This is a genomic window from Desulfonatronospira thiodismutans ASO3-1 (assembly GCF_000174435.1).
Lineage (GTDB): Bacteria > Desulfobacterota > Desulfovibrionia > Desulfovibrionales > Desulfonatronovibrionaceae > Desulfonatronospira > Desulfonatronospira thiodismutans.
The window spans coordinates 547,915-573,202 of record NZ_ACJN02000001.1 but is presented as its reverse complement, the minus strand read 5'-3'; the positions used below and the strand labels follow the sequence as shown (position 1 = coordinate 573,202).

The following is a 25,288-nucleotide window of genomic DNA, read 5'->3' as shown; positions in this document are numbered from 1 at the left end:
TCCTTGTGTACCTGGGTGAATCTAATTCCTGTACCACGGCAGGATGTTTTTCAGAGCCTGTCGGCCCATTTTACGCCGGACATGGGCCAGTTGATCCTGAAGAGGCAGATTCTTGGGGCAAACGTCCTGACAACCCAGAAGACCCATGCACCCGAAAATACCCTGGTCCGTACCTACGATTTCGAAATAATCCCTGTTATTACGCTTATCTCTTGGGTCCAGCATAAACCTGGCTATGCGGTTCATGGCTGCGGCTCCCATAAAGTCGCTTCGCAGCTGGGCCGTGGCACAGGCCCCGATGCAGCATCCGCACTCAATGCAGCGGTCCAGTTCATAAATCTGTTCAGCAACATGGTTGTCCATGACCACTTCAGGAGCATCCGGATCAAAATCTTCATCAGTATGTATCCAGGCCCTGACCCTTTCGTTCATGGACCTGAACCAGGCCCCGGTATCCACGGACAGATCCCCCACCAGTCTGAATCCGGGCAAAGGCATCAGGACTATTTTATCCGGCAGTTCAGCAGTCTTGGTGCGGCAGGCCAGCCCGGGTCTTCCGTTGATGACCATGGCGCAGGCCCCGCAGATACCCGCCCGGCAGCAGAAGTCGAACTGCAGGGATGGATCCTGCTTTTCCCGGATGAGATTCAGCGCCACAAAAAGATTCAGATTCTCAGTCTCCTCAAGCCTGAATTCCTGTGTCCCGGGGCTGGAGCCTGGCTCCTGGGGATTATACCTGAATATGGAAAAGGTCAGCTTTCTGTTCATCAAAAAAACCGTCTTTTATTCCATTAAAGTTATTAAAAATTTGGTTATCCTTTTGCATTTGTAACTATTCAGCTCCTGCGGGCGAGAAACTCCTGCGGGCTGAATAGTTACTTGCACTTCAACTTTCGGCACTGATGACTTCACATCCGCCATATCCTCTGTCTCCAGGGGGAATTTCCACTACCTTTGTTGCAGGTTCGTACTCCAGCCTGGGCAGGGCCCGGCCTCCCGGCCAGAAGGCCAGAGTCCGCACCAGCCAGTCCCGGTCATTTCGGGCCGGATAATCCTCCCTGGCATGGGAGCCCCGGCTTTCGCGCCTCTCCAGGGCCCCGAAGGCCACGCACAGGGCCAGCCTGACCATGCCGGGCAGGCGAAGGGCCAGGGACAGTTCCGGACTGGCCCCTGCTCCGCTGGAAGAAAGCTTTAGATTTTCCGCACTCTGCAGGACCTGCTGCAGCTTTTCCACTGCCAGGTGCAGGTCTTTTTCATTGCGAAAAATGCCCACGTAATCCATGAGGATATCCTGCATGCGGTTTCGCACTTCAAACGGGGCTTCCCCCCTGGTACTGGACTTGAGGCCATCGATACGCTCCTGCTGTTTTTTCAGTTCGCCGCGCACCAGTGCGGTGTCCACCCTCATGTCTTCCTCCTGAAGAAACCCGGCCACACTGCGGCCCACCAGCATGCCGGCCACCACTGTCTCGGCCAGGGAATTGCCCCCCAGGCGGTTGAACCCGTGCATATCCCAGCAGGCGGCTTCTCCAGCGCTGAAAAGCCCTTTCAGGCCATATGCGGCGCCGTTTTTGTCCGTTCTTACCCCGCCCATGCTGTAATGCTGGGTGGGACGAACCGGTATCAAAGACTCGGCCGGGTCTACCCCCAGAAAATTCTTGCAGATCTCATCTACTTCCCGCAGCTTGGTGGTGATGTGCTCCCGGCCCAGGTGCCTGATATCCAGCCACAGGTACTCCCCGTAGGGACTTTTTACCCCCATCCCTTTGACCATGTGCTCCTGCATGCGCCTGGAAACCACGTCCCTGGAGGCCAGTTCAGCCTTTTCTGGTTCGTACTGCGGCATAAACCGCTCCAGGTTTACGTCCAGAAGTGTCCCCCCGTCTCCGCGGCACCCTTCGGTGACCAGGATGTCCGTGGGCACTATGCCTGTCGGGTGAAACTGTACCGCCTCCATGTTGCCCAGAGGCACCACCCCGGTATCCAGGGCGATTATCTGTCCTCCGCCCTCGTTTATCACGGCATTGGTGGAAGCCCGGTAAATTCGCCCGAATCCCCCGGAAGCAATAAGTGTAGCCCTGGATATATAAGCCCTCAGCTCCCCTGTTTTAAGGCACCTGACAACTGCACCGTGGCACCTCTCCTGGTCATGAATAAGGCTTAATGCCTCGGTGCGGTCATGCACCTGCACCCCGTGCTGTACGGCCACGCTGTCCATGGTGTAAAGCATGGCATGGCCGGTACCGTCGCTGCAGTAACAGGCCCGCCACTTGGCCGTGCCCCCGAAATCCCTGGCGGTGATGAGGCCGGATTTGTCCTCTGATTCTTCCTTTTCCAGCTTTTCCCCGCCCTTGTAATAGCAGGATTTTCCCGGCACCACCCTGTTCCAGGGCACTCCCCAGTGATCCATCTGCCTGATGGCCAGCGGGGCATTATCCGCGAACATCCGGGCCACTTCCTGATCGCATCCCCAGTCCGAGCCCTTGACCGTATCCTGGAAGTGTACATCAGGGCAGTCGCCGTCACCCTTGATGCAATTGCCCAGAGCTGCCTGCATCCCGCCCTGGGCGGCCGAGGAATGGGAACGTCTGGGCGGAACAAGGCTGAGGCAGATGGTCTCAAACCCGGCCCGGGCCGCTTCTATGGCCACCCTTTCACCGGCCAGGCCGGCTCCGATACAAAGAAGATCAGTGTAAATTATGCGCATGGATAAGCCTTATGAAACTGAAACAAACATGAATCTGGCCAGGGTAATCAGGCCCAGGAGGATAAAAAACCCGGTGATATAATATTCCGCCCTTTTGGCCTTTTTGCGGGCACTGCTCTTAATGACCCCCCACTTGACCCCCAGCCTGTACCAGCCTGCTCCCACATGCAGTTCCACCATGGGCAGAAGCAGGAGGTAAAAGCCAAGCCAGAATCCTGTCTGAATTCTGGCGGCGCTTTTATCAGCGGTGATGGGCAGGTCCGTTAGCACCACCCAGATATGAATGGCTCCCATGATAAGGATTATCATGGCTGTAACCACCTGCACAGTCCACAGCCAGGTGTCCCTGTGAGCAAGCAATCTGCTGAAGGACAAGACTTTTTTCTGATCCTGCTGGGAAAAAGGTATCCTGCGGGCGGCCATGAAAAAATGGATCAGAAAGACCAGGGCCAGAAGCGGGCCTCCCACCTGGGCCAGGTAGTACCTTTCGAAAAAGTCAGCCAGGGTATTGAAAACCTGGGGACCAAGCAGAATACTGGCCACAAACAGAGCGTGCAGATACATAAACACCACCAGGGCCAGGCCGGTGAGCATCTGGACAAGATCCAGCAAAGCCGCCCTGGAACCTGAGGCAGGTGAAAACATGGTATCCTGGTATTGCATGCCTGCTCCTTAGATGTTGAGTTTAAGCCCCACAGGACAATGATCTGAACCCATGACCTGAGGTTCTATCCAGGCGTTTTGCACATTGCTTCGCAGCTCTTCAGACACAAAAAAATAATCTATACGCCAGCCGGCATTCCTGGATCTGGCCCCGAAGCGGTATGTCCACCAGGTGTAGTTGCCCCCTTCCTGGTTGAACATCCTGAACGTGTCCACGTACCCGTGATCTATGAACTTGTCCAGCCACTGCCTTTCCACGGGCAAAAATCCTGATCTGTCCTCATTGGCCCGGGGGTTTTTAAGATCAATATCCTTGTGGGCAGTATTGAAATCCCCGCAGACCACAATGGGCTTTTTGCGCCGCAGATCCTGGGCGTATTCCAGGAAACGGTCGTAATAGTTCAGCTTGAACTTCAGTCTCTCATGGCTCATCTGGCCGTTGGGGAAATAAACATTGAAGAGATAGAAGGATTCATACTCCATGAGGATCATCCTGCCCTCTCCATTGAGATGCTCCTGAGGCAGGCCGGTACTTATGTACTGTGGTTCCAGCCGGTAAAAACAGGCTGTTCCGGAATAGCCTTTTTTGATCCGGGCCGGATTCCAGTAGATATTATACCCCGAGACCTCTTTGTCCTTTGCGGGCAGCTGGTCCGGGTGCGCCTTGGTCTCCTGCAGGCAAAGGACATCAATATTTCTGTCCTGGAACCAGTCCCAGAAACCCTTGCCCGTAACCGCCCTGAAGCCGTTTACATTCCAGGAGTATATTATCATGAGACTTGCTTGAGATGTGCGTCCAGACCCACACCATCGTACCTGATCACGACGTAGCCTCCGCCGCTCAGGGTGCCCGGGTTTATCACCTTTGTGCCCCCCACGTGATCCTCGATATTGGCTTCGTGGACATGTCCCGTGATACAGACTTCCGGCTGCACGTCCTCTATGAACTCTCTTACCGCACGGCTGCCCACGTTTGCCCCGGAATTGAGCATATCAGTCTTGGTGCCGTAAGGCGGGGTGTGGGTCATAAATATCAGGTGCTTTATTCTGGATGCCTTATCCCGGTGAGCCAGCAGCCACTCTTCGAGCTGTTCATCGCTTACCTCGGAGGGGGTATTAAAAGGGGTGACTGTGGAATAGCCAAGACCCAGCAGATAGACGTCGTCTTCAAGAAGAACTATCCTGTTGTGCACATTCACCCCGGACTCTTCCAGAAATCTGTCCACCTCCCTGGTATCCATGTTGCCTATCTGGGCATAGACGTTGGGGTTTACCTTCCTGATTTCATCCAGAAGCATTCTGGCCGTGGATCTGCCCCCTACGTTGGTCAAATCTCCGGAAACAAGGATTCCTCTGGCCTCTGATATTTTGCGGATCCGTTGCAGGTTGACCGCATTTTCATGGATGTCCCCAACGGCTATCCAGTGTTTTTCAGTCATTTCTCCTCCGTATTCTCTTTACTCCCGGCTGGATACACACGGGTCCCGTCCCTGGTGTCCACCAGCCGGAACCCGGAACTTAAAGCTCTGTCCCGCAGCTCATCCGCTGCAACAAAGTCCTTTGCTTCCTTGGCCCTTGCCCTTGCCTGCAGCAATTCACTGATTTGCACAGGGTACTCGTTTTCAGCAAGGGGCAAAGCCTGCCAGTCAATAATTTTTAGAATAGAGTCAAGGCCCTGCAGATGGTGCAGGCATGATCCGGCATCCCGGACATCCATCAAATTTTCGTCCAGAAGCTTCTGCATCTTTCTGCAGAACTCGAACAGTTGCGGCCAGAATTTGTAAAGGGCCAGGTCATCATCCAGGCAACCTGAAAGCGCAGGCCCAAGTTCCCGGCACTGTTTCTCCACTTCCGAACCGGTCTCCTTGTCGGGACGGGTGCCGCGAGCACAAATTTTGAGTTTGCCCATAAGTTCCTGCAGGCGCTTCCAGTTTTTGACCCACATCTCCAGGTTTTTGGGGGAAAACATTAGCGGCCTGTGATAAGAAACCGACATAAGCCACATTCTCAAAGGATGAAAACCTCCCATTTCCCTGGCCATCTCCTGTATTCCCGGCAGGGGTTCCCCCTTTTCCTGGTGATGAACCGGCAGGGCCAGGCTCCAGCACTGGGGCCTTAAACTGGTGGAGCCCTTCCAGATGCTCAAAAGATTGTCCAGATGCGGAAACAGGTGTGCTTCACCAGCCATGACCAGGTCCAGATGACCGGCATTCTCCGCTGCCACTGCTGCCATCTGCAGATACCAGGATGGCCGGACATTGCCCCACTTGGTCTTGAGCACATTTTCTTCCTTGAGGTCCTTGAGACTGGCTCTTTTGAGCAGAGTGAAGTCCCGGGGGCTGTCCTTCACATAGTCTTCCAGGTCCACTGTTTTACCGGAAATGATCTTTTCCGGATCAATGCCTGCCAGAAGTCCGTAATCCCTGTCCCGGCCCACATCAAAATATACGCAGCGAAGTTTTTCATAGGCCAGCCCTCTGGATAAAAGCTTGTTGCACATCTCTATCCCGGTATCCAGGGATCCGGCTGCCGGCAAAAAGTTAAAGTTTCGGTTGAGCTTTATTCTACCGGCCAGATCCCGGATAGAATCCAGGGTCTCACGGCTGAAGTCCTCTCTAGACACTCCCTTTTCCCGCATGCATTCCAGGGTACGGTCGTCGAAATCAGCCACAGCTGCAACCGGATTGGGGTCATGCCCCTTTTGCGCAAGCCTTCGGCAAAGCACATCCAGAAATACAGCCCGCCGCCAGAAATCCGGGTCCTGAAAAAAGTTGGTTCTTGGACCGGGAGTAAAGATTCCGGGTTTTTTCCCGGAACACTGCAGAACAGCCTTTTTTCTTTTCTGCAGGTCATAGATCTTGATCCCATCCAGTTCAGGAATGCTGTACAAAGGTGTGCTCAGATATCTTTCCCCTCCGTCCGGCAATATGGTCACCAGCACCCCTTCCTGCATCTCTCTGGCCAATTGCTGCACCCCGGCCATGGCCGCCCCGGAACTCATGCCTACGAATATGCCCTCTTTACGGGCCAGTTCACGGCACATGGCCCAGGCATCATCGTCTCTGACGTGAATTATCCGGTCCAGGGCCTTTTTGCTGTATATACCCGGGGGGTAGGATTCCTGCATATTCTTGAGCCCCTGTATCTTGTGGCCGGCATAAGGCTCAATGCCTATGCAGCGCACTTCGGGGTTCAGCTCGCGCATTCTTCTGGTGATGCCCATTATGGTGCCGGTAGTGCCCAGGCAGGCGGCCACATGGGTCACACTGCCCCCGGTCTGCTCCCAGATCTCGGGTCCGGTGGTATGGTAATGGGCTTCTATGCTGGCAGGATTGTTGAACTGATCCATGAGGACATACTTTTCCGGGAAGTCCCTGGCCAGGCGGTAGGCTTCTTCAATGGCTCCATCAGTACTCAGGTGCCCCGGAGTTAAAACTATTTCCGCTCCGTAAGCGCGCATGATCATTTTACGTTCTTCCGAGGCGGAAGCAGGCATGATCAGTTTTATGGGGTATTTTTTCAGGGCGCAGACCATGGCCAGGCCGATGCCGGTATTGCCGGAGGTGGCTTCTATGACTGTTTTTCCCGGTCCCAGGCCTTCGAACTTCTCAGCTCTCTCGATCATGGCCAGGGCCACCCTGTCCTTGACCGAACCACCAGGGTTGGACATTTCCAGCTTGGCCAGGATGGTCACACCGGGATTCGGGGACAGGGCCTTTATTTCCACCAGGGGAGTATTGCCGATTAGAGAAAGAAGATCACTCATAATAAAATCTAGGAGCCAGGATTAAAAATTTTAAAATACTGTGTAATAAACGCAGGCCATGACCGCATCCCCGGGCAGATTGATTTCTGTTTACCATTGCCCCATGATTCTAAAGTTTTTGTGGAAGTTGAGGAAGCAAGACACAACTAAATCCCCTGAAGCAAGTAATCAAGGAAAAACTTCACGGCCGCCTGGAACCTGCCGCATCAGGCCCCGGTGGCGGCCCGGACCTGATGGATATCCGTCAACCCTGCCAGCACCTTGTGTATGCCGTCCTGTTTAAGGGAAAGCATACCCTCCATGGTAGCCTGCTGTCTTATTTCTTCGGCGGATTTTCGAAACTTGATAAGATCCTTGATCTTATCCGTATTGAGCATCAGTTCGTGGATGCCCAGACGCCCCCGGTAGCCGCCGATACAGTCCCTGCAGCCCTTGCCCCTGTAAAGTACAGCTTTTTTATGGAAATAATGCTCCTTCCAAGCGTTGAAGCCCTCTCCGTACTCCATCTCCAGTTCCTGCAATTCCGCTGAATCAGGATTATATTTCTCCTTGCACCTGGGACACAGGGTCTTGATGAGCCGCTGGCCCAGGACGCAAAGCAGAGAGTCAGCGAAGTTGAAAGGATCCAGGTCCATATCCAGAAGCCTGGTAATGGTCTCCGGAGCAGTATTGGTGTGCAGGGTACTGAAAACTATGTGTCCCGTCAGGGAGGCCTCCACAGCGATGTGAGCCGTCTCCCTGTCGCGCATCTCGCCTACCATGATCACATCCGGATCAGCCCTTAAAAAAGAGCGTAGAAGATGCGCGAAAGTAAGGCCTATCTTGGGATTGACCTGTACCTGGCGCAGGCCTTCCTGGCTGATTTCCACCGGGTCCTCTGCTGTCCAGACCTTTTTGTCCGGGGTGTTGATGCAGCTCAAGGCTGAATGCAGGGTCGTGGTTTTTCCGGAACCGGTGGGACCTACTACCAGTATCAGTCCGTAGGGTTTTTTGATAAGCTTGTCGAAGTGCTCCAGATTGTTTGAGGACAACCCCAGTTCTTTCAGAGTAATGGGTTTGCCCGAGGTCAAAACCCTGAGCACCACGTCTTCCTGTCCTCCTGTGGTGGGCACTGTGGCCACTCTGAACTCAAGAACCTGGGAAACTTCCGGGAGCTTTATCTTTAGTTTGCCATCCTGGGGCAGCCTTCTTTCGGCTATATCCAGGCTGGACATGATTTTAAGCCTGGACACCAGCGGTTTGGCCAGGGCCAGGCGTATTTTTTTGAATTCGTGGCATGTACCGTCCACGCGCATCCGGATGAGGCAATACCTGGAACCTGGACTGGGCTCGATGTGAATATCCGAGGCCTTCCTGCGCCAGGCCTCCAGGAGCAGTGCATTGACCAGGCGGACCACCTCACTGTCATGTTCGGTAAGCTCTCCCTCGTCAATGTAGTCGGTAGTTGCTTCAGATTCTTCAGCAGCAGACCCGTCTTCCTCTCCCAGGAAAGCCATGCTCTGCTCTGCAAGATACTGCTGGTGAAAATGCTCGATAAAACGCCGGATATCGCCGGGTATTGCCACTCTGGCCACGATATTGCTCGTTCCGAAAATAAAGCGGATCTCATCCAGCCGTCCCAGATCATAGGGGTTGTTCACAAGGACAATAATATTGCCCCCCTCTTTTTCCAGAGGCACCCACTCATATTTCTTGAGAAATTCGGGATCCAGCCTTTTTTGTTCAAAGAGTTCGAAAGGCGCGACATAGGAATGATCAAAGGAAACAAAATCTGTGTCGTAATACTCCTGCAGAGAGCGGCCCAGTGCCTGTTTGTCCACTTTCAGCCTTTCCACCAGGACATCGTCCATGCGCAGGTTTTCCTTTTTGGCCACGCGCATGGCCTGCTGCAGATCGTGGTCGCTGATTGCGCCGGTATTCAACAGGTATGCATAGCGGCCTCCGGTTTTTGTATTTTCCGGAGAATATTCAGTGGAGGGTGCTTGTTGCATCTGCTTGCTTGACAATGAGGGTCCGGACTGAAAAAAATCCTTTTAATGGTAAAGTTTTATAACATACTGCAAGGTTTATTACTATAAGCCTGAGGCAGGCTACAGGCAACCCCGCACTTATTTTTGTACAGGACACCTTTCAGGCAGTCCATAGCATGAAGCATGTCTTCCAGCCTGAAGGCCGCCTTACTTTTTTTCGTCTGTACAAAAATAAGTGCGGGGTTGTTTTTTGCCTGATATTTTACTTGTTGAGCCAGGCCATCATTTTTCTAAGCCTTTCACCCACTTCCTCGATCTGGTGACTGTGGTACTTTCTGCGCTGGGCGTAAAAAGCAGGCAGTCCGGCCTTGTTTTCCAGGATCCATTCCCTGGCGAACCTGCCGTCCTGGATTTCTCCCAGCACCTTGCGCATTTCCTGCTTGGCCTGATCCCCGACAATCCTTTCGCCGCGGGAATAATCACCGTATTCAGCAGTATCGCTGATGGAATAGTGCATCCGGGTAAATCCACCTTCGTACAACAGGTCCACAATTAGTTTTAGTTCGTGCATGCACTCAAAGTAAGCCACCTCGGGCTGATAACCAGCTTCCACCAGAGTCTCGTAGCCGGCCCGGATAAGAGCGCTTACTCCACCGCAGAGTACTGCCTGTTCTCCGAAAAGATCAGTCTCTGTCTCTTCGGCGAATGTTGTCTGGATTACCCCGGACCTGGTGGCTCCGATACCCTTGGCGTATGCCAGGGCCTTATCCCAGGCCTGTCCTGTATGATCCTGGTAGACTGCGGCCAGGGCCGGAACGCTGCCGCCCCGGGCATATTCCCTTCTCACCAGGTGGCCCGGTCCCTTGGGAGCGATCATGACCACGTCCACGTCCTTTGGCGGGACTATCTGGTTGTAGTGCACATTAAATCCGTGACTGAAAACCATGGTCTTGCCGGAATCAAGATGAGGCAGGACTTCATTGTAAAAGACCCCGGGCTGATACTGGTCCTGCACCAGAATCTGGATAAGATCAGCCTGCCTGGCTGCCTCTGCCGCGGCCACTGGTTCAAATCCATGCTCTCTGGCCAGGTTGTAATTGGCTCCCCCCGGTCTCTGGCCGATGACTACATTCAGGCCGGAATCCCGGAGATTCTGGGCATGGGCATGTCCCTGACTGCCGTACCCGATGACAGCAATGGTCTTGTCTTTTAGAAGAGAAAGATCCGCATCGTTTTCGTAGTAAACCTTCATCATAGCTCCTTAAACTGATTTACAATATATTTTCAACAATCAATAGCACTACAGCGAAACTTATAAAATACAGTATGGTATCTCAATTGGGGACAGTCCCGCATCTACTTGATTTCTCAGCAAGTTCCAGCGATTTCATGAAATCATTTCCAAGTAGGTGCGGGACAGTCCCCGGAGGTCAATAAATAAGTTTCGCTGTAGTGATAAAAACCCGATAAAAACCAGGACATGCCAGGCTAAAACTGCATGCTCCGCTTCATGGCTACAGTGCCTGTCCTGGCGAATTCCTTGATGCCGAAGCGCTGCAGCATGTTGACCATAGCGTTGATCTTGCCCTGATCTCCGGTCACTTCCAGGGTGAGCTCATCGGTACTTACATCCACCACCTTACACCGGAAAATATCCACGATGCGCAGGATCTCAGCCCTGCTGTTTTCAGATGCATGGACCTTTATTAGAACCATCTCCCTCTCTACGGCCTTGGTATCCGAGAGATCCACCACCTTGATTACTGTAATGAGCTTTCTCAGCTGCTTGATTATCTGTTCGATAATCTGCTCATCGCCATGGGTGCTTATGGTCATGAGCGAAACCCCTTTTTCCAGGGTGGGACCGACATTCAGGGTGTCTATATTGAAGCCGCGGCCGCTGAAAAGACCGGCTACCCTGGAGAGCACTCCGGGCTCGTTTTCCACAAGTACTGATAAAACGTGTCGCATAGCCAGCCTCCTAGACCAGTAGCATTTCGGTTAATGAGGCCCCGGCAGGGACCATGGGATAAACGTTTTCCTCGGGCTCCACGCGGATGTCCACGATGCAGGTCTTGGGGGAAGCAAAGACCTTCTTCAGAACAGGAACCACGTCTTCGGTTTTGTCCACCTGGTAGCCCTCAGCGCCATAAGCCTCGGCCAGCTTGACGAAGTCCGGGGCAGTATCCAGGCAGGTGGCGCAGTAGTTCTTGTTGTAGAATAGCTCCTGCCACTGCCGGACCATGCCCAGGTAGCTGTTGTTCAGGATGATTATCTTCACCGGCAGATTGTAGCATACCGCTGTGGCCATCTCCTGAATATTCATCTGGATTGATCCGTCTCCGGCAATGTCTATGACCAGCTTGTCCGGGTTGGCCACCTGTGCTCCGATGGCCGCCGGAAATCCGTACCCCATGGTGCCCAGACCGCCGGAACTGATCCAGGTCCTGGGTTTGTGGTACTTGTAGAACTGGGCTGCCCACATCTGGTTCTGCCCAACTTCAGTGGTGATGATGGCCTCGCCTTTGGTCAGTTCATAGACCTGCTCCATCACGTACTGAGGTTTGATTTTGCCGGACTGGACGGTTTCGTACTTGAGAGGCTGTTCCTGGTTCCATCCCTTGACTGTTTTGACCCAGGAGGCATGCTTTTCCTCCCACTGAACCTCATTGATCTCGCCCATTTCCTCGTCCAGGGTCTTTAGCGCATTGAGGCAGTCGGAAACTATAGGAATATGCACGTTGACATTCTTGCGGATGGAAGTGGGATCAATATCAATATGAATTATCTTGGCCCTGGGGGCGAAAGTATTCACCTTGCCGGTGACCCGGTCATCAAACCTGGCACCCACTGAAAGCAGAACATCCGCATTATTGACAGCCATGTTGGCGGCATAAGTGCCATGCATGCCCAGCATTCCAAGCCAGAGCGGGTCATTGCCGGGAAAGGCCCCCAGGCCCATCATGGTGGAGGTCACCGGCACTGAAAACCTGCGGGCCAGCCTGGTAAGTATCTCTCCGGCTTCGGAAGAGATCACCCCTCCCCCGGAGTAAATCAGGGGACGCTCCGCCTTGGCCAGCAGACCGGCCGCCTTTTTTACCTGTTTCCTGTTGGGTGTGTAATTGGGATTGTAGCTGCGCAGGCTGATGGTCTTGGGGTAATCAAATTCAGTCCTGGCCTGCATGACATCCTTGGGAAGATCCACAAGCACCGGACCCGGCCTTCCTGTGGAAGCAATATAAAATGCTTCCTTAATGGAATGAGCAAGTTCTTTGACATCCTTGATGAGATAGTTGTGCTTGGTGCAGGGCCTGGTAATGCCTACGATGTCAACTTCCTGGAAAGCATCGTTGCCGATGAGCGCCGTGGGAACCTGGCCGGTGAAGACCACCAGAGGAATAGAATCCATATAGGCAGTAGCAATGCCGGTCACTGTATTGGTTGCACCGGGACCGGAAGTCACCAGGCACACCCCCACCTTGCCTGTTGACCTGGCGTAACCGTCCGCCGCATGCACCGCCCCTTGCTCATGTCGAACCAGAAAATGTTGAATTGATGACTTGGGCAGTTCATCATAGATGTCAATGACTGCACCCCCGGGAAACCCGAAAATGTGTTGTACGCCCTCCTGCCTCATGCATTCAAGCAGGATCTGAGCTCCGGTGAGCTCCATTTTACTTACCCTCCTTGGCTTTATAATTGTCCAGTATAGCGTGCATCCTGGTCTTTCCTGCCAGTTTTTTCTTTTTTATCTCCCTGACTTCCCTTTCCTCGCTGGGGGTAAGAAAATGCTTATTTTCAAAACGTTCCAGCTGCTTTTCATACATCTGATGATTTTCCAGCAGCTTCTTGAGTTCTTCATCCTCTTCACTGTATCTGACTATCAGATCCTTTTCATATTGCTCCATTTATGATGACCTCCTTGTTAGTTTACTGTACATGCTTCAAGGCATTAAAAACCGTCCCGGCAACACCGCTTACAATTAGATCCTTGTTTCTGCTCTGCAGCCCCCTTTGTATCCATACCTGTTTTTTTCTAATTCCAAGAGACCTGGATAAAAAAATACACAGGGCCTTGTTGGCCTTGCCGTCAACAGGAGGAGCCTTAACTGAAATCTTGAGCCGTCCTGCATGTATGCCCAGAACCTCATCCCTGTCTGCTCCCGGCTTCAACACAACCCTTAAAATCCAGGTTTCCGGGTCCAATCTTTCCAGAAACTGCATGCAAGTATCACTATATCTTATCAGCCCTTGCCCACGCAAGGGCATTATCAATTCATCAGCCTGCAATCAGGACTTCTGCAGAAACTTGAGTTTGGATTCAGCTTCCTCCAGGTGCAGGTGTTCCTCGTCATGTGATTCAAGCAGTTTCAGATGTGACTCTATCATGGATCTGAGCTTGATTTCAAAATGAGCCCGCTGTTTTTTCAGTTCTGATATGTCTTCGTGAATCTGGGCCAGCCTCTTGTGCGCCTGCCTTAATATATCCTCGGCCTTGGACTGGGCCTCCTGGACAATAACTTTGGCCTGCTTGTTGGCGTTGGCCTTGATGTCATCGGTCATTTTCTGAGTTGTGAGCAAAGTATTCTGCAGCACTTCCTCTCTGCTTCTGTGCTCCTGCAGCTTCTCTTCAAGGTGTTTTATCTCCTGATCCAGCTGTGATTTCTTTTCAGCCAGTTCTCCGACGTAGTCGGCCACTTCCTGCAGAAACATTTCCACGTCATTTTTTTTATAACCAAATAAAGATGTGGAAAATTTTTTGTTCAGGATATCAATTTTTGAAATGTCCATTTTTCCCCCTTATGAAAAAAACAGGGAGTGAGCCGGAACTAAAAATACGTCCCGGCCGTTTTTTAAGTACGAAAGGCCGAGTCAAGCATATCCTCAGCCCATACCGGCTACAGCCTGGTAAAGGGACTGGACAACGAAAATCTTGATAAACTGAATACCCACCAGCACCACAATGGGAGACAGGTCAATTCCCCCTATGTTTACAAAAGGCAGCCAGGTCCTTACCCGGTGCAGCACCGGTTCAGTGAGATTGCGCAGTACCCTTACTATTGGATTATAGGGGTCGGGCTGGACCCAGGTCAACAAAGCGGAAATAATCACAATCCAGAAGTAAAGGGTAAGCAGGGTATCAAAAACACTTACCAGGGCCATCAAAAAATTGGCAAACACGTTCATCTATCCTCCGTTAAATTTTGTCGGTTCAGTCATCTGCTGAGTGAAAAAGCAGACCTGTTTTAAAACCTCAAAGTGTCGTTGAAGGCTTAAAGCCGCCCTGCAATGAACTCCCTCAGGGTCCAGAAGTCAGGAATGAGCATGTCTGCGTTCAGGTGCTGGTTTTTATAGGCCCAGAAAGGAACGCCTGCACTTCCTGCAGCTGACTGATCCACCACAGAATCGCCTATAAAGGCCACTTTTCCTGGACTTGTCGACCACATCTCCAGTATCCTGTACATGCTTTCAGGATGGGGCTTGGGCCTGTTCACCTGTCCGGCGGTCATCACGGGCCAGAAAAAGTCCGCAAGGCCGTGCATCTGCAGCAACAGGTTCATGGTGGTGGTGCGGTTGGTGTTTATGGCAATGCGCAGCCCCTTGCAGCGCAGCAGATCCAGCAGGTCCGGCACCCCCTCTTCCATGCGCATGTATGGAAGAAGTTCATTGTAATTTATTTGCCTGCGCACCTCGTCCAGGCGATCCAGACATTCCGGAGGCAATATGTACCGCAGGGAGTCCATCACCGAGTGCATGTGCACGAACTCCTCTTCATTATCGCTCAGGGGTCCAAGCCCGAAATATTCACGGATACGGTTGTAGAAATGGATATTAACGTCCCTGGAATCGAAAAGGACTCCGTCACAGTCGAATATAATCCCTTCAAGCCCTTTCAGGCTCATGGAACTCAGTGGATTGCAGATAATCAACAAACTCTCCAATAATAAATTAAGTCAGTCAGGTCATCTCATGGCCTGGGGAAAAAGCTCTGCAGCCATTTCCCGCAGCTTGTACTTCTGGACCTTTCCGCTGGCGGTCATGGGATATTCATCCACAAATGCAACATACTTGGGAGTCTTGTACCTGGCGATCCTGCCCCGGCAGAAGTCCCTTATATCCTCGGGGGCGTAATCGTAACCCTCCTTGAGGATAATAAAAGCACCTACCTCTTCTCCGTATCTGTTGCTGGGCACCCCCACCACCTGTACATCGCGCACCCCTTCCATGGTGTACAGAAACTCTTCTATTTCCCTGGGGTAAACATTTTCTCCGCCCCTGATGATCATATCCTTGAGGCGACCGGTGATGCTCAGGTACCCATCCTCGTCCATTACGCCCAGGTCCCCGGAATGCAGCCAGCCGTCAGCATCAATTGTTCTGCTGGTTTCTTCGGGCATATTGTAATAGCCGCGCATGACATTATATCCCCGGCAGCAGACTTCGCCCTGTTCTCCTGGCCCCAGGGTCCTGTTGGTTTCCGGATCCACCACCTGTACCTCTATCTCCGGCATGGGCCTGCCTACTGTCTCGGTCTTTCTGCGTATGTCATCATCGGTGCGGGTCTGAGTCATCACCGGTGAGGTTTCGGTCAGGCCGTAGCATATGGTTACCTCGCTCATGTTCATCTTGTCCATCACCTGCCGCATGACTTTGACCGGACAGGGAGAGCCGGCCATAATCCCGGTACGCAGGGAACTGTAGTCAAACTTGGAGAACATGCGGTGATCCAGAACAGCAATGAACATGGTGGGCACACCGTAAAGAGCGGTACACTTTTCTGCTTCCACAGAGGTCATGACCATAAGCGGATTAAACCCCTCAAGTATGACCATGGTGCTGGCATGACTTACAGCCGCAAGCACCCCAAGTACACACCCGAAACAGTGAAACAGCGGAACAGGCAGGCAGATGCGGTCCCTGTGAGTCAGTTTCTGATGCTCCCCAATCCAGTAACCGTTATTGGCGATATTGTAGTGGGTAAGCATCACTCCCTTGGGGAAGCCTGTAGTGCCGGAGGTGTACTGCATATTGACCACATCGTGGGGATCAAGCTCTCTCCGGCGCGCCTGGTAATCCCTGTCGCTGGTCATGCCCCCCAGTGCCAGAAGCTCCGGCAGGGAATACATCCCCCGGTGTTTTTCCTGCCCCAGGAAAAACACCCTTTTTAAGTGCGGGAAATCCTTATTGTTCAGATACCCCCTGGCCTGGGTGCGAAGCTCCGGGACAAGGTCGTACAGGGTCCGGACATAGTCGGTATCACGAAACCCGTCGATTATGAATATGTTTTCCGCCTCGGACTGTTTGAGCACATAGCTCAGCTCATGCTCTTTATAATAGGTGTTGATGGTAAGCAGCACGGCACCTATCTTTGCCGTAGCGAACTGCAGGGCCACCCAGTGCGGGACATTGCTGGCCCAGATGGCCACTTTCTCGCCCTTTTTCACCCCCAGGGTCATAAGCCCTCTGGCCATCTGGTCCACCACGTGGGAAAACTCCCTGTATGTCAGGCGGAAATCCCGGTCAACATACACTACTGCATCATTATCAGGATAATTTTCCACAGCTTCATCCAGAAGCGTTCCAAGGGTTATCTCCCTTAAAGACTGGTCCCACATAAATTGTTCTCCGCGTAATGCCGGTGCCGCCCGGTCCTATTCCGGAAAATAGAGTACGGCGTAAATTCTGGCCGGACCCTCGCCTCTGGCTGATACGTTATGAGGCACTATGGAATTGTAGTAGACGCTGTCTCCAGCTTTTAAGACATGGGTTTCATGACCATAAACCAGCTCTATCTCTCCGGCAACCACTATGATGAACTCTTCTCCTTCATGAGATGACAGCTTTTTGTCCTGGGGCGGCTCCGGAAACACTTCAATGAAGAAAGGCTCCATTTTGCGGTCGCTTTTGCCTTTTCCCAGGGAATAAAAGCGCAGGGCTGCGGGCTTTTCCTTCCCCTTGAGCATTGTCAGCTCTTCCTGCCTGTCCTTTTCCCTGACAATAAGGGGATCCTGGACCACGGTATCGTCCAGAAATGTGCCCAGTCTGACCCCCAGGCCCCTGGCGATTTTTAGAAGCGGGCCCAGTGAAGGGTATATATCATCCTCTTCAACTGAACGGATAAAATCGGTATCCAGGCCGCTGCGCCTGGACAGCTCTTCCAGGCTGATCTCTTCCATATCCCTGTGCTTCTTGATCTTTTTACCGATGCTAGCCTGACTCATCCTTACTCCTTTGTCTGTTGAAGGCTGTTGGTTGAGCTCACCGCCCTGAGCAGCTTCACCTCCCGGGCAAAAGTCTGCTTTTTTTTGTCGATTTTATCAAGATTCAACGTGGCGCAAAAAAAGTCCAACCCCTTCCTGTCAGCAAGACCCGGAAAAAAGTGGTCCGGATCATGTCTTTCCCAGGCAATCCCATACTCCTGCAGTTCCTGGCTAACTGATTCCTCGTGTACCAGCAAAATCCCTTGTGGAGGCAGGAAAGCGGTATAGGCTTTCAAGAGTTTCTGCCAGTGATCAGTGCTTATCTGGGGGCTGATGGACTGCCTGGCGATGTTCTGGAAGTGCTCCTCCTCATCATCTATCCCCAGGGATTCGTCAAAGCTGCTCCAGGAGAGGCTCAGGTCGGCATCAATTCTGCCGAGTTCCAGCAGCCTCTCTTCAAGGGCGAAATTGAGAAGCAAGTACTGCTGGGCCTGGAGGAGGTCTTCCTTATGGTCTTCTTTTGCCTCGTCACTTTTGCCGTAGGTGGAAAGCTCGTATTGAATGGACTGGGTGCTGCCGGTATAAAAGTCCTCCATCTGCGCCATGCCCAAGTGGGTCATGTCCGAGGTCTTTTTGAACTGCTCTCCGAACTGCCGGCACTGTTCCAGGAAGTACTCAGAAAGTCCTTTATCCAGAACAAGGCCCTGGGGAGTAAAAAAGATATCCAGGGGATCTTTTATCCCCGGATTCAGGAAAAGGCCCATGGGCCTAAGCCCCGGTGAAACCAGTTCTTCATGCATGTAAGGGAAATGAATTATCTTTGGCGGGCCTGCCATTTGTGCTCCTGGTGGCTTAAAAAAATGTATTGAATTTCCTGCCCGGCCTGAACGCCTGATATCGTTATAGGCAAAAGATTCTCAACTCTCAATATCTTTTTGCACACGCGGCCTGTACAGTCTGCATACCCCGGTACATTCCGGCATCATAAGGACACAGGCGTTGCCGAACAGACAGGCGCAGCGATCATCTTCAGAGCCGGCAGGCAGGTATGATCCGCATAAATCCGCCCAGGATCCGATGCCGGCAAATCTTTTTTCCCAGATCTTTTCCACCTGATCAAAGCTCAGGTCAAAGGCATCAGCCTTGCTGATAAGGCCGTCATAATCCTTTTCCAGGAAAGCCAGCACCCTGCATTGCCATGAAGACTGGTATCCGGGGTTTAGATATTCCTCGTATTTGCAGCGGCCGAAACTGTAGTAGACACAGTTTCGCCCGGGTAGACTGGTCACTTTGCCCATTTATTGATTCAGCCATGTCTTCAGCAGCAGGATATGCTGCAGCCGGACGGCACGACAATCGGTCCGGAACCGGCCTCCTGCTCGGTCTCATTTGCCAGCGGCCACAGTTCCATTCCGCCGTCCAGGACGTATAACTGCTTGGCGCCCATGGACTGTAACAGTCTTGCACCCTGGTAAGCCCTGCCTGAACACCTGGAATAAAGAACCAGGGGGACAAACCTGGGTATCTGGACGGCCTTTTTCTTCAGTTCCGGCAAGGGGATATTTTCAGCCCCGGAAATCCTGATGCGCTGGTATTCTTCAGGACTGCGGACATCCAGCAGAAAAAACTCGGCCCCTTGGTTATAGGACTCTTCAAGCTCAGTGGGGTTGATGCCCAGTATTCTGGAACCAAGTTTGTTTTCCAGGATACGGGCGCATTTCTTCAGGGGATGCAGGCCGAACCCGAAGGAAACCATTTCCTGCTTCACCAGGTCTTCAAGCACCGCATTTTCCTGCACCAGGTGACCGACCATATCCACCCAGGCGGCAGCCTCTCTTCCTGCACACTCAGCGCCCAGGATCCGGCGGGAATCCTTGTCCACAGTCAGATGCAGGACATGCCCGGCCTCTTTCAAAGGATGGTCAGCACCGCTTACTATGGCCCATTCCGGGCTGAACCCCTTTTCCAGGGCCTGCTGCGGGTTTAACCCGGCGCTTCCAGCATGCAGTCCGGCCATGTTCCAGGACCGGGTGTTTTTCTGGGGAGGCCGTGGGGGATCGTCCCCCAAAAGACTTTGTACTGCAAAAAGGCCTGTTTGAAGGCTGTATTCCATAGATGTGGGGTGCCGGGGATAATCCCGGGCGGCATAAGGGGCTGCTATGCAGATATTATCCTGGATGTACACCCCTGAATCCTGCAGGTATTCCACAGGGGAATCAATGCCCATTGCTTTCAGTCTCTCTAAGTCAAGTACCGGCCTGGAGCAGTAAACCACAGTTCTGCCGGTTTCTTCATGTTCAGTTTCAGGAGATTCTCTATCCAGGTCAGAACATATTGAAATGCTGCCGCCCCTGGACTTAAGATATTCATCCACAAAAAACTGCACCTGCCTGGAAAAGAAGTTTTGCGATCTGACCCACTCAAAGCTTTTTTCGCCGCAGGCCAGGGCCTGGACGGCACTCATATCGTTTCCCACCACCTGTATGGCCTCCAGGTGGCCCCAGTTGTTCACCACGTGCTCAACACAGGAACTCTGCGGCCATAAAAGCCCCCCCGAAGGTGCGAATCGGGGTGCCTGGAAGGCGGGTTCGGGAAAAATAAATGCCTGGTCAAAAAAATAGTTCATATTGCCCGTATTGGACAGAAAGGATACCTCCCTGGCCTGAAGGTCGAAACGGATCTTTTTGACTCTTACAGGTGCGATAACCGGCATGCGTGTATTTTTTTCAAAATCGGTCTTGACCCTGGCCCTGATTCTGGACCAGTCAGCCGGGCTCTCGCCCAGTCCCAGTAAAAGTTCCACCATTTCCAGGGGATACTTTTCCTCGCTGTACTCGGTTATCCATAAAAGATCCACTTCCGGCTTCAGTTTTTTGACCAATTGAGCCGCCTTGTAGGCCGGGTATCCATAACCTGTTACAAGCACTCTTTCCATGCTGGTGCTCCTGTGCTCAAGAGTTTTGGGGCAGGTTCCCCGCCCCGGTATCTTTCAATCTATCCTGTGTAAACAGTCGATGTTTCCTTTAAACAGATTTTTCTATCTGTACCGGCTCAAAACTTCAACCATGATTTATCAGCCCTGCCTGGTCGGATTTACCCTGCTTCAATCATGCTTTCGGGTAAACATGCAAAATCTTTTTGCGAGAGCACCGAGTTGCGCCTTGACCGTCCTGTAGCCTGGGTGTATAGATCATGGGCAAGCCAAAAACTGGGAGGGAACGTATATGTTTGGAATCGGCATGACAGAACTGATAATTATTCTGGTCATTGTCCTGGTCATATTCGGAGCCAACAAGCTGCCGGAAATAGGGGCCGGAATGGGCAAGGCCATCAAGAATTTCAAGAAAGCAACAACAGAGCCTGAAGAAATAGATGTTACCCCTTCCGAGGAGAAGGACAAAGAACAGAAAAAGGATAAAGAAGGCCAGGAAAAGGAAGAAGAGCAGAAAAAAGAGTAATACAGGCCCTGCCTGAACACCTTTGCTGGACTGGACCCTTTTACATATCCGTGTTTTTCTCATCATTTCCAGAAAAAAACACCAGGCCGAGCCCCAGAAGCAGGTAGTGAAGACCTGAAATCAGGGTCAATCCGCCCACAGCATAAATCAGTATACCCGACACAGGATCAAGGGCAGCCGCCTCAAATACAATGGAGGACATGACCGAAAGCACCAGCATGATCTGCCCCAGGGTATTAAGCTTGCTGTCCAGGGTGGCGGCGATCTTTCCCCGTACATCCATTCCGGTAAATCGAAAAAATGCAAAACCGGATACAATCAAGATTTCCCGCAGGACAACCACCACTATCAGCCACCAGGGAATCCATCCTACATGACCCAGACACAGAAACGCGGTCAACACCAGAAGCTTGTCCGCAACTGGATCAATCACAGCCCCCAGCCTTGAGCGCTGCTCCAGGGTACGCGCCAGAAAACCGTCCAGAGCATCGGTTATTCCGGCCAGGATGAATACTGCCAGGGACAGAAGATAAGCTTCATGGATAAAGGCGCCCAGAAATACGGGCACCATTGCGAACCTTGCCAGTGTCAGGGCGTTGGGAACCGTCCAGGAAGAATTGCAGCCGATATCTGTTTTATGCTCCTGTAAACTACACCTGATCTTATTGTGTGTTTTCATCTATAGTGTGGTATACCCCTCTTGATGGAAGATACTCTCCAAGACGTTTTTTCAGAAGATCCGGATTCAGGGTGGTCAGAGTCCAACCGGCCCTGTAGGATGGCACATCGGTATGAATATACAGAATGCTTCCTTTTTCCACTTTCTCATCCCAGGAAAGAATCATCTCGTCGAAGTGCATGATGGCATCGGTTGTGGCCCAGCCCGTGGTTTTCAAAGTGAAATCCATGGTCATTTCGGACATTACTTCCGGCCGGGTAAAAAAGAACGCCCATAAATCAGACCATACACTGTAAAGGTTCCCTCCGGTAACCTCATGAGTGATGTCCTTATAGTCTATGACTCCGCTCCAGCTGCCATCCTGCCGGCGGGTCAATGAAACAGAGGTGGGCGCATCGCTGTCTACTTCCACCCCGGTTATTGTCTGCAGGCGCTGCAGCATGCCGAAGTCACCGGGTCCGGACCCCCGCGTACTCAGATCGTATTTCCAGGGCGCAGTACTTGTGTAATAAACCCCCGTTCTCTGCAGGATGCTCCTTAAGGCCGCGGTGTCGACATTCACCTCGAGATCCATCAGCAGGCGGTCATCCACCTCCTCCCTGGAAAAAATGCGGTATCCAAGGATGAGGTCGTCAATTCTCCAGTCCAGGTGCTCCCCGAGCATTTCTTTTCTTTTTTCTGACAGTTCACCCGGGACTATACGCTGGGATTCCCGGATTACAGCCTGGCTGTAGCCCGATCTCAAGCCCTGCTGCTGAAGTTCCTGGAAGCTTTTGTCCTCGTCCAGCTCAACATCCACCTGGACCTGCTGCCAGGCCTGGGCGGAAGACAATCCCAGAAGAAAAAACACCAGACTGAACAATAATATCCTGTAAATAGACAAAGTTATTCTTCTCCCATCATAATGATCACCGGGCAGCCTTCGGGGATACTGTCCATGATATCCTGAAATTCCAGGGTGTCCTCCCAGGAAAGCACAAAATCGCTGTCATGCCTTCCATTTGTCCGCTCCGGCTCGATCTTGAAGCCGTCAGGTCCGGACTCATACAGCCTGGTAATATTTTGATCCTTGTCCACACGCATGTAACGTACATGGCCCCTGTCCGCCCCGGGTCTTTCCCCGAGAACCGATGCTCTGTAGAGTATATTGCCGTCTCGATCCAGTATTGCCGGGATAAGGGACGGCCTGGCAGACAGGCCGGTGGCATCTATATACAAGGGGCAATAGGGGGTGAGTTCCACAACCACATTACCATTTCTTTTCCACTGCGGACCTGCGAAAACCCTGCCCGGCAGCATGCGCTGCACGTCCTGATCCAGAAGATCCAGAAAGACATGCACTTCCACTTCACCCTCGGGGTGATGGTAATACACTGTATCCCATACCTTGGAATGATGCACCAGGGTCTGCAGCCGGCCGGCTGTTTCTGGATTCTCCCGGGAAAGGTCCTCGACGGTGATGGAAGAGTCCACATTGATTTGCTGCAGGTTTTCAAGAAGTTTTTTTCTGGCCTTGACCAACGCCTTCCTCTCGGCCGCCCGGGCCGATTTTGTCCTGTCTTCCATTTCCTGCATCCTGGAAGAACCCGTTGAATGGACCCGGCCTTCAGTCCAGTTCATACTTCCGGTGCCGATATGGCGGACGTAATCCCTTTTTTCCCCCTGGTCTTTTTCTCCGGCCCCGGCTACGGCCGCCAGGCAAAGCACCATCAGTAACGTCAGTAAATATTTCATATTCTGCATGCTCCAGTAATGAAAATAATACGCCTGACGAAAATTATCAACACCAACACCTGTAATAGTTTTCCAGTGTTCAACTTCTCTCAACAAATTTTTCAACCATGCCCCTGGCTTCGGAAAAATCACCCGCCTGGATCCAGTGTACGTCGGATTCCTTCCTGAACCAGGTCATCTGCCTTTTAGCATAGTCCCTGGTATTCTTGAACCATCTCTGAATGCAGCTCTTCATATCCGTATCTCCTGCAAGAAAGTCCATCACCTCCCTGCATCCGATCCCTGTCATGGCCGGCAGGTCCCGGTTGAAACCGTACACTCTGCATACTTCCTGCACTTCTTCCACAGCCCCGGCCCTGAGCATATCCTGTATTCTTCTATGCAATCCCTGTTCCAAATATTCCCATTGTGTATAAACCCCAAGTTTCAGCACCCGGAAAAAAGGACCGCTGGGCTGGCTTCTATGCCAGGCGGTCATATTGAATCCGGTGTCCTGGTAAACTTCCAGCGCCCTGGTAATCCTTTGTCTGTCCCTGCAACTGATCCTGGCGGCATACTCAGGGTCAATTTCCTGAAGCTCACGGTGCAGAATTTCCGGTCCCTCATGCATGCAGCGCAGCTGTAAAGCCCTTCGGACGTCATCTCCCACGGGAGGTATTTCGGCCAGTCCATGTATCAGTGACCTGAGATACAACCCGGTACCTCCCACAAGTACTGGGATGCCGGATTCCCGACGGACCCCCTGGATGCATTCCCTGGCCATCTGTACAAAACGTCCTGCGCTTATGCTCTTGTCCGGCGAGAGAAAACCGTAAAGGTGATGCGCACATACCTCGAGTTCGTGTTTACCCGGTTGAGCCGTAATAATGGGAAGCCCCTGGTAAACCTGTCTGGAATCGAAGTTTATTATCTGTACTGGAAAAAAACCTGACAGCTCCAGGGCCAGCCTGTTTTTTCCGCTTCCTGTAGGGCCAAGAATGCAAATGATCCGTGGAAGCCTGTCTGCATTATCTTTGCTCATGAATTTACTGGTACGCCGGCAAAGATTTTATCGCTGGGATCAACTGTTGTTGCGGCACTTTTTGAGCAGTTCCAGCCGGACATTTTCGGGAACCAGGCCGGTAATGTCTCCTCCAAGCCTGGCCACGTCCTTGATAAGGGTTGAGCTGATATAAAGCCATTTGTAGTCAGTCATGAGAAAAATAGTCTGGATACCGCGGTCCAGACGCCTGTTCATGAGAGCCATCTGGAATTCGTATTCAAAATCGGCCACTGCACGCATCCCCCGCAAAATAGCCTTTGCATTTTTTCTGCGCACATAGTCTATTAAAAGCCCCTCAAAAGGCTCACCTACGACCCCTGGAAAAGGTTCAAAGGCTTTCTGGACCATGTCCACCCGCTCCTGCAGAGAAAAGAGTGGATTCTTGGGAGAGTGCAGTGCAACCGCCACCACTATTTCATCGAATATGTCCAGCCCTCTTTTGACTAAGCTCACATGACCGTTGGTGAGGGGGTCGAATGTGCCGGGATAAACCGCTGTCAACTTGTCTTTTGCCACATCAATATCCTTGTCTGCCCATAGTGCTTGTCTTTTATAAGGTCCAGCCCCGGATAAGTTTCCGGGGTTACCTGGAGTCTGGATTCGACTTCTGCGCAAAGGACCCCCCGGGGCAAAAGCCAGCCCTGGCTGATAATTCCAGGGAGCACCTGGTTTAAGAGATTCCTTCCGTAGGGAGGATCCACAAACACCAGTTCAAATCCATGCTCTGCCTTGCGGGCAAGAAAAGACTCTGCGTCTTTTTTTATCAGTTTAGCCCGGTTTACTGGGATTTGAAGTCTCTGCAGGTTTTCCTGCAGTATCTTAACGGCCCGGGCGTCATTCTCCACAAACACCGCCGTGCATGCTCCCCTGCTCAGGGCTTCTAAGCCCACGGCTCCACTGCCGGCGAAAAGATCGAGCACCTGTACCCGGGACCAGTCTTCAATCTGTCCCTGGAGCATGGAGAAAATCGCTTCGCGTACCTTGCCGGTAGCTGGCCGGTAGCCCGGACCGGACCCGGTCTTCAAAACTCTTCCCTTCAAGGTTCCAGAAATGATGCGCATTGCTTTG

Annotated in this window: 27 protein-coding genes; 1 reads left to right on the top strand and 26 read right to left on the bottom strand. The window is 52.2% G+C overall.

Annotation, left to right across the window (positions count from 1 at the left end):
* Positions 1-21: 21 nt before the first annotated feature.
* The 20 genes from DTHIO_RS02665 to DTHIO_RS02570 all read right to left on the bottom strand — a co-directional run bounded on the left by DTHIO_RS02665 (position 22) and on the right by DTHIO_RS02570 (position 20,242).
* Positions 22-768 carry a fumarate reductase iron-sulfur subunit gene (locus DTHIO_RS02665; RefSeq protein WP_008868810.1) on the bottom strand — a complete coding sequence of 249 codons (747 nt, stop codon included), beginning with the start codon at positions 766-768 and terminating at the stop codon, positions 22-24.
* A gap of 118 nt (positions 769-886) precedes the next feature.
* Entirely contained in the window at positions 887-2,707 is a 1,821-nt protein-coding gene (locus DTHIO_RS02660) for a fumarate reductase flavoprotein subunit (RefSeq protein ID WP_008868808.1), read from the bottom strand.
* Between the two features lie 9 nt (positions 2,708-2,716).
* Positions 2,717-3,370 carry a succinate dehydrogenase/fumarate reductase transmembrane subunit gene (locus DTHIO_RS02655; RefSeq protein WP_008868807.1) on the bottom strand — a complete coding sequence of 218 codons (654 nt, stop codon included), beginning with the start codon at positions 3,368-3,370 and terminating at the stop codon, positions 2,717-2,719.
* A gap of 9 nt (positions 3,371-3,379) precedes the next feature.
* Entirely contained in the window at positions 3,380-4,144 is a 765-nt protein-coding gene (locus tag DTHIO_RS02650) for an exodeoxyribonuclease III (protein WP_008868806.1), read from the bottom strand.
* A complete protein-coding gene (locus DTHIO_RS02645; RefSeq protein WP_008868805.1) occupies positions 4,141-4,809 on the bottom strand; it encodes a metallophosphoesterase family protein in 669 nt (222 codons plus the stop codon). The genes DTHIO_RS02650 and DTHIO_RS02645 overlap by 4 nt, the downstream gene beginning before the upstream one ends.
* Positions 4,806-7,136: a cysteine synthase gene (locus DTHIO_RS02640; RefSeq protein WP_008868804.1), complete on the bottom strand. Its 2,331-nt coding sequence runs from the start codon at positions 7,134-7,136 to the stop codon at positions 4,806-4,808. The genes DTHIO_RS02645 and DTHIO_RS02640 overlap by 4 nt, the downstream gene beginning before the upstream one ends.
* A gap of 206 nt (positions 7,137-7,342) precedes the next feature.
* On the bottom strand, positions 7,343-9,127 hold the full coding sequence (locus tag DTHIO_RS02635) for a GspE/PulE family protein (RefSeq protein WP_008868803.1): 1,785 nt from the start codon (positions 9,125-9,127) through the stop codon (positions 7,343-7,345).
* Between the two features lie 241 nt (positions 9,128-9,368).
* Entirely contained in the window at positions 9,369-10,358 is a 990-nt protein-coding gene (gene ilvC / locus DTHIO_RS02630) for a ketol-acid reductoisomerase (protein ID WP_008868802.1), read from the bottom strand.
* Positions 10,359-10,594: 236 nt separating this feature from the next.
* Positions 10,595-11,077, bottom strand: coding sequence for an acetolactate synthase small subunit (ilvN, locus tag DTHIO_RS02625; protein WP_008868801.1), 483 nt, complete (start codon positions 11,075-11,077; stop codon positions 10,595-10,597).
* Positions 11,078-11,087: 10 nt separating this feature from the next.
* Entirely contained in the window at positions 11,088-12,779 is a 1,692-nt protein-coding gene (gene ilvB / locus DTHIO_RS02620; RefSeq protein ID WP_008868800.1) for a biosynthetic-type acetolactate synthase large subunit, read from the bottom strand.
* Between the two features lies 1 nt (position 12,780).
* Complete coding sequence (locus DTHIO_RS02615) at positions 12,781-13,014, bottom strand: hypothetical protein (RefSeq protein ID WP_008868799.1); 234 nt, start codon at positions 13,012-13,014, stop codon at positions 12,781-12,783.
* Positions 13,015-13,036: 22 nt separating this feature from the next.
* Entirely contained in the window at positions 13,037-13,330 is a 294-nt protein-coding gene (locus DTHIO_RS02610; RefSeq protein WP_050775113.1) for a DUF167 domain-containing protein, read from the bottom strand.
* Positions 13,331-13,396: 66 nt separating this feature from the next.
* Positions 13,397-13,897 (bottom strand): DivIVA domain-containing protein, encoded by a 501-nt coding sequence (locus tag DTHIO_RS02605; protein ID WP_008868797.1) that lies wholly within the window; start codon positions 13,895-13,897, stop codon positions 13,397-13,399.
* Positions 13,898-13,990: 93 nt separating this feature from the next.
* Positions 13,991-14,293 (bottom strand): YggT family protein, encoded by a 303-nt coding sequence (locus DTHIO_RS02600; protein WP_008868796.1) that lies wholly within the window; start codon positions 14,291-14,293, stop codon positions 13,991-13,993.
* Between the two features lie 86 nt (positions 14,294-14,379).
* On the bottom strand, positions 14,380-15,036 hold the full coding sequence (locus tag DTHIO_RS02595; protein WP_008868795.1) for an HAD family hydrolase: 657 nt from the start codon (positions 15,034-15,036) through the stop codon (positions 14,380-14,382).
* Between the two features lie 33 nt (positions 15,037-15,069).
* A complete protein-coding gene (locus tag DTHIO_RS02590; RefSeq protein WP_008868794.1) occupies positions 15,070-16,722 on the bottom strand; it encodes an AMP-binding protein in 1,653 nt (550 codons plus the stop codon).
* 36 nt (positions 16,723-16,758) lie between these two features.
* Positions 16,759-17,328: a cupin domain-containing protein gene (locus DTHIO_RS02585; RefSeq protein WP_008868793.1), complete on the bottom strand. Its 570-nt coding sequence runs from the start codon at positions 17,326-17,328 to the stop codon at positions 16,759-16,761.
* Between the two features lie 2 nt (positions 17,329-17,330).
* Positions 17,331-18,143 (bottom strand): hypothetical protein, encoded by an 813-nt coding sequence (locus DTHIO_RS02580; protein ID WP_008868792.1) that lies wholly within the window; start codon positions 18,141-18,143, stop codon positions 17,331-17,333.
* An 81-nt stretch (positions 18,144-18,224) separates the two neighbouring features.
* Complete coding sequence (locus tag DTHIO_RS02575) at positions 18,225-18,605, bottom strand: hypothetical protein (protein ID WP_008868791.1); 381 nt, start codon at positions 18,603-18,605, stop codon at positions 18,225-18,227.
* A gap of 20 nt (positions 18,606-18,625) precedes the next feature.
* Entirely contained in the window at positions 18,626-20,242 is a 1,617-nt protein-coding gene (locus DTHIO_RS02570) for a rhodanese-like domain-containing protein (protein WP_008868790.1), read from the bottom strand.
* Positions 20,243-20,531: 289 nt separating this feature from the next.
* On the opposite strand from DTHIO_RS02570, the gene DTHIO_RS02565 reads away from it, so the two are divergent.
* On the top strand, positions 20,532-20,765 hold the full coding sequence (locus DTHIO_RS02565; RefSeq protein WP_008868789.1) for a twin-arginine translocase TatA/TatE family subunit: 234 nt from the start codon (positions 20,532-20,534) through the stop codon (positions 20,763-20,765).
* Between the two features lie 40 nt (positions 20,766-20,805).
* On the opposite strand, the gene DTHIO_RS02560 is transcribed toward DTHIO_RS02565, so the two are convergent.
* The 6 genes from DTHIO_RS02560 to rsmD form a co-directional block, all read right to left on the bottom strand.
* A complete protein-coding gene (locus DTHIO_RS02560) occupies positions 20,806-21,444 on the bottom strand; it encodes a CDP-alcohol phosphatidyltransferase family protein (RefSeq protein WP_008868788.1) in 639 nt (212 codons plus the stop codon).
* Positions 21,428-22,327, bottom strand: a complete 900-nt coding sequence (locus tag DTHIO_RS02555; RefSeq protein ID WP_144311422.1) for a hypothetical protein — start codon at positions 22,325-22,327, stop codon at positions 21,428-21,430. Before DTHIO_RS02555 ends, DTHIO_RS02560 begins: the two co-directional genes overlap by 17 nt.
* Before the next feature lie 2 nt (positions 22,328-22,329).
* Positions 22,330-23,178, bottom strand: coding sequence for a TP0624 family protein (locus tag DTHIO_RS02550; protein WP_008868786.1), 849 nt, complete (start codon positions 23,176-23,178; stop codon positions 22,330-22,332).
* Positions 23,179-23,257: 79 nt separating this feature from the next.
* Complete coding sequence (miaA, locus tag DTHIO_RS02545; RefSeq protein ID WP_008868785.1) at positions 23,258-24,199, bottom strand: tRNA (adenosine(37)-N6)-dimethylallyltransferase MiaA; 942 nt, start codon at positions 24,197-24,199, stop codon at positions 23,258-23,260.
* A gap of 39 nt (positions 24,200-24,238) precedes the next feature.
* Complete coding sequence (coaD, locus tag DTHIO_RS02540) at positions 24,239-24,742, bottom strand: pantetheine-phosphate adenylyltransferase (protein WP_040417822.1); 504 nt, start codon at positions 24,740-24,742, stop codon at positions 24,239-24,241.
* Positions 24,718-25,281, bottom strand: a complete 564-nt coding sequence (rsmD, locus tag DTHIO_RS02535) for a 16S rRNA (guanine(966)-N(2))-methyltransferase RsmD (RefSeq protein ID WP_008868783.1) — start codon at positions 25,279-25,281, stop codon at positions 24,718-24,720. The genes coaD and rsmD overlap by 25 nt, the downstream gene beginning before the upstream one ends.
* Between the last annotated feature and the right edge of the window lie 7 nt (positions 25,282-25,288).

Coding starts and splice junctions, on each gene's coding strand:
- DTHIO_RS02640 (WP_008868804.1), bottom strand. CDS start 7,136: ATGAGTGATCTTCTTTCTCTAATCGGCAATACTCCCCTGGTGGAAATA.
- DTHIO_RS02580 (WP_008868792.1), bottom strand. CDS start 18,143: ATGGCAGGCCCGCCAAAGATAATTCATTTCCCTTACATGCATGAAGAA.
- DTHIO_RS02655 (WP_008868807.1), bottom strand. CDS start 3,370: ATGCAATACCAGGATACCATGTTTTCACCTGCCTCAGGTTCCAGGGCG.
- ilvN (WP_008868801.1), bottom strand. CDS start 11,077: ATGCGACACGTTTTATCAGTACTTGTGGAAAACGAGCCCGGAGTGCTC.
- DTHIO_RS02645 (WP_008868805.1), bottom strand. CDS start 4,809: ATGACTGAAAAACACTGGATAGCCGTTGGGGACATCCATGAAAATGCG.
- DTHIO_RS02665 (WP_008868810.1), bottom strand. CDS start 768: ATGAACAGAAAGCTGACCTTTTCCATATTCAGGTATAATCCCCAGGAG.
- DTHIO_RS02560 (WP_008868788.1), bottom strand. CDS start 21,444: ATGAAAACACACAATAAGATCAGGTGTAGTTTACAGGAGCATAAAACA.
- DTHIO_RS02650 (WP_008868806.1), bottom strand. CDS start 4,144: ATGATAATATACTCCTGGAATGTAAACGGCTTCAGGGCGGTTACGGGC.
- DTHIO_RS02610 (WP_050775113.1), bottom strand. CDS start 13,330: ATGCAGTTTCTGGAAAGATTGGACCCGGAAACCTGGATTTTAAGGGTT.
- ilvB (WP_008868800.1), bottom strand. CDS start 12,779: ATGGAGCTCACCGGAGCTCAGATCCTGCTTGAATGCATGAGGCAGGAG.
- DTHIO_RS02550 (WP_008868786.1), bottom strand. CDS start 23,178: ATGAAATATTTACTGACGTTACTGATGGTGCTTTGCCTGGCGGCCGTA.
- DTHIO_RS02570 (WP_008868790.1), bottom strand. CDS start 20,242: ATGGAAAGAGTGCTTGTAACAGGTTATGGATACCCGGCCTACAAGGCG.
- DTHIO_RS02565 (WP_008868789.1), top strand. CDS start 20,532: ATGTTTGGAATCGGCATGACAGAACTGATAATTATTCTGGTCATTGTC.
- miaA (WP_008868785.1), bottom strand. CDS start 24,199: ATGAGCAAAGATAATGCAGACAGGCTTCCACGGATCATTTGCATTCTT.
- DTHIO_RS02585 (WP_008868793.1), bottom strand. CDS start 17,328: ATGAGTCAGGCTAGCATCGGTAAAAAGATCAAGAAGCACAGGGATATG.
- DTHIO_RS02590 (WP_008868794.1), bottom strand. CDS start 16,722: ATGTGGGACCAGTCTTTAAGGGAGATAACCCTTGGAACGCTTCTGGAT.
- ilvC (WP_008868802.1), bottom strand. CDS start 10,358: ATGAAGGTTTACTACGAAAACGATGCGGATCTTTCTCTTCTAAAAGAC.
- DTHIO_RS02600 (WP_008868796.1), bottom strand. CDS start 14,293: ATGAACGTGTTTGCCAATTTTTTGATGGCCCTGGTAAGTGTTTTTGAT.
- DTHIO_RS02635 (WP_008868803.1), bottom strand. CDS start 9,127: ATGCAACAAGCACCCTCCACTGAATATTCTCCGGAAAATACAAAAACC.
- DTHIO_RS02605 (WP_008868797.1), bottom strand. CDS start 13,897: ATGGACATTTCAAAAATTGATATCCTGAACAAAAAATTTTCCACATCT.
- DTHIO_RS02575 (WP_008868791.1), bottom strand. CDS start 18,605: ATGGGCAAAGTGACCAGTCTACCCGGGCGAAACTGTGTCTACTACAGT.
- rsmD (WP_008868783.1), bottom strand. CDS start 25,281: ATGCGCATCATTTCTGGAACCTTGAAGGGAAGAGTTTTGAAGACCGGG.
- DTHIO_RS02615 (WP_008868799.1), bottom strand. CDS start 13,014: ATGGAGCAATATGAAAAGGATCTGATAGTCAGATACAGTGAAGAGGAT.
- DTHIO_RS02660 (WP_008868808.1), bottom strand. CDS start 2,707: ATGCGCATAATTTACACTGATCTTCTTTGTATCGGAGCCGGCCTGGCC.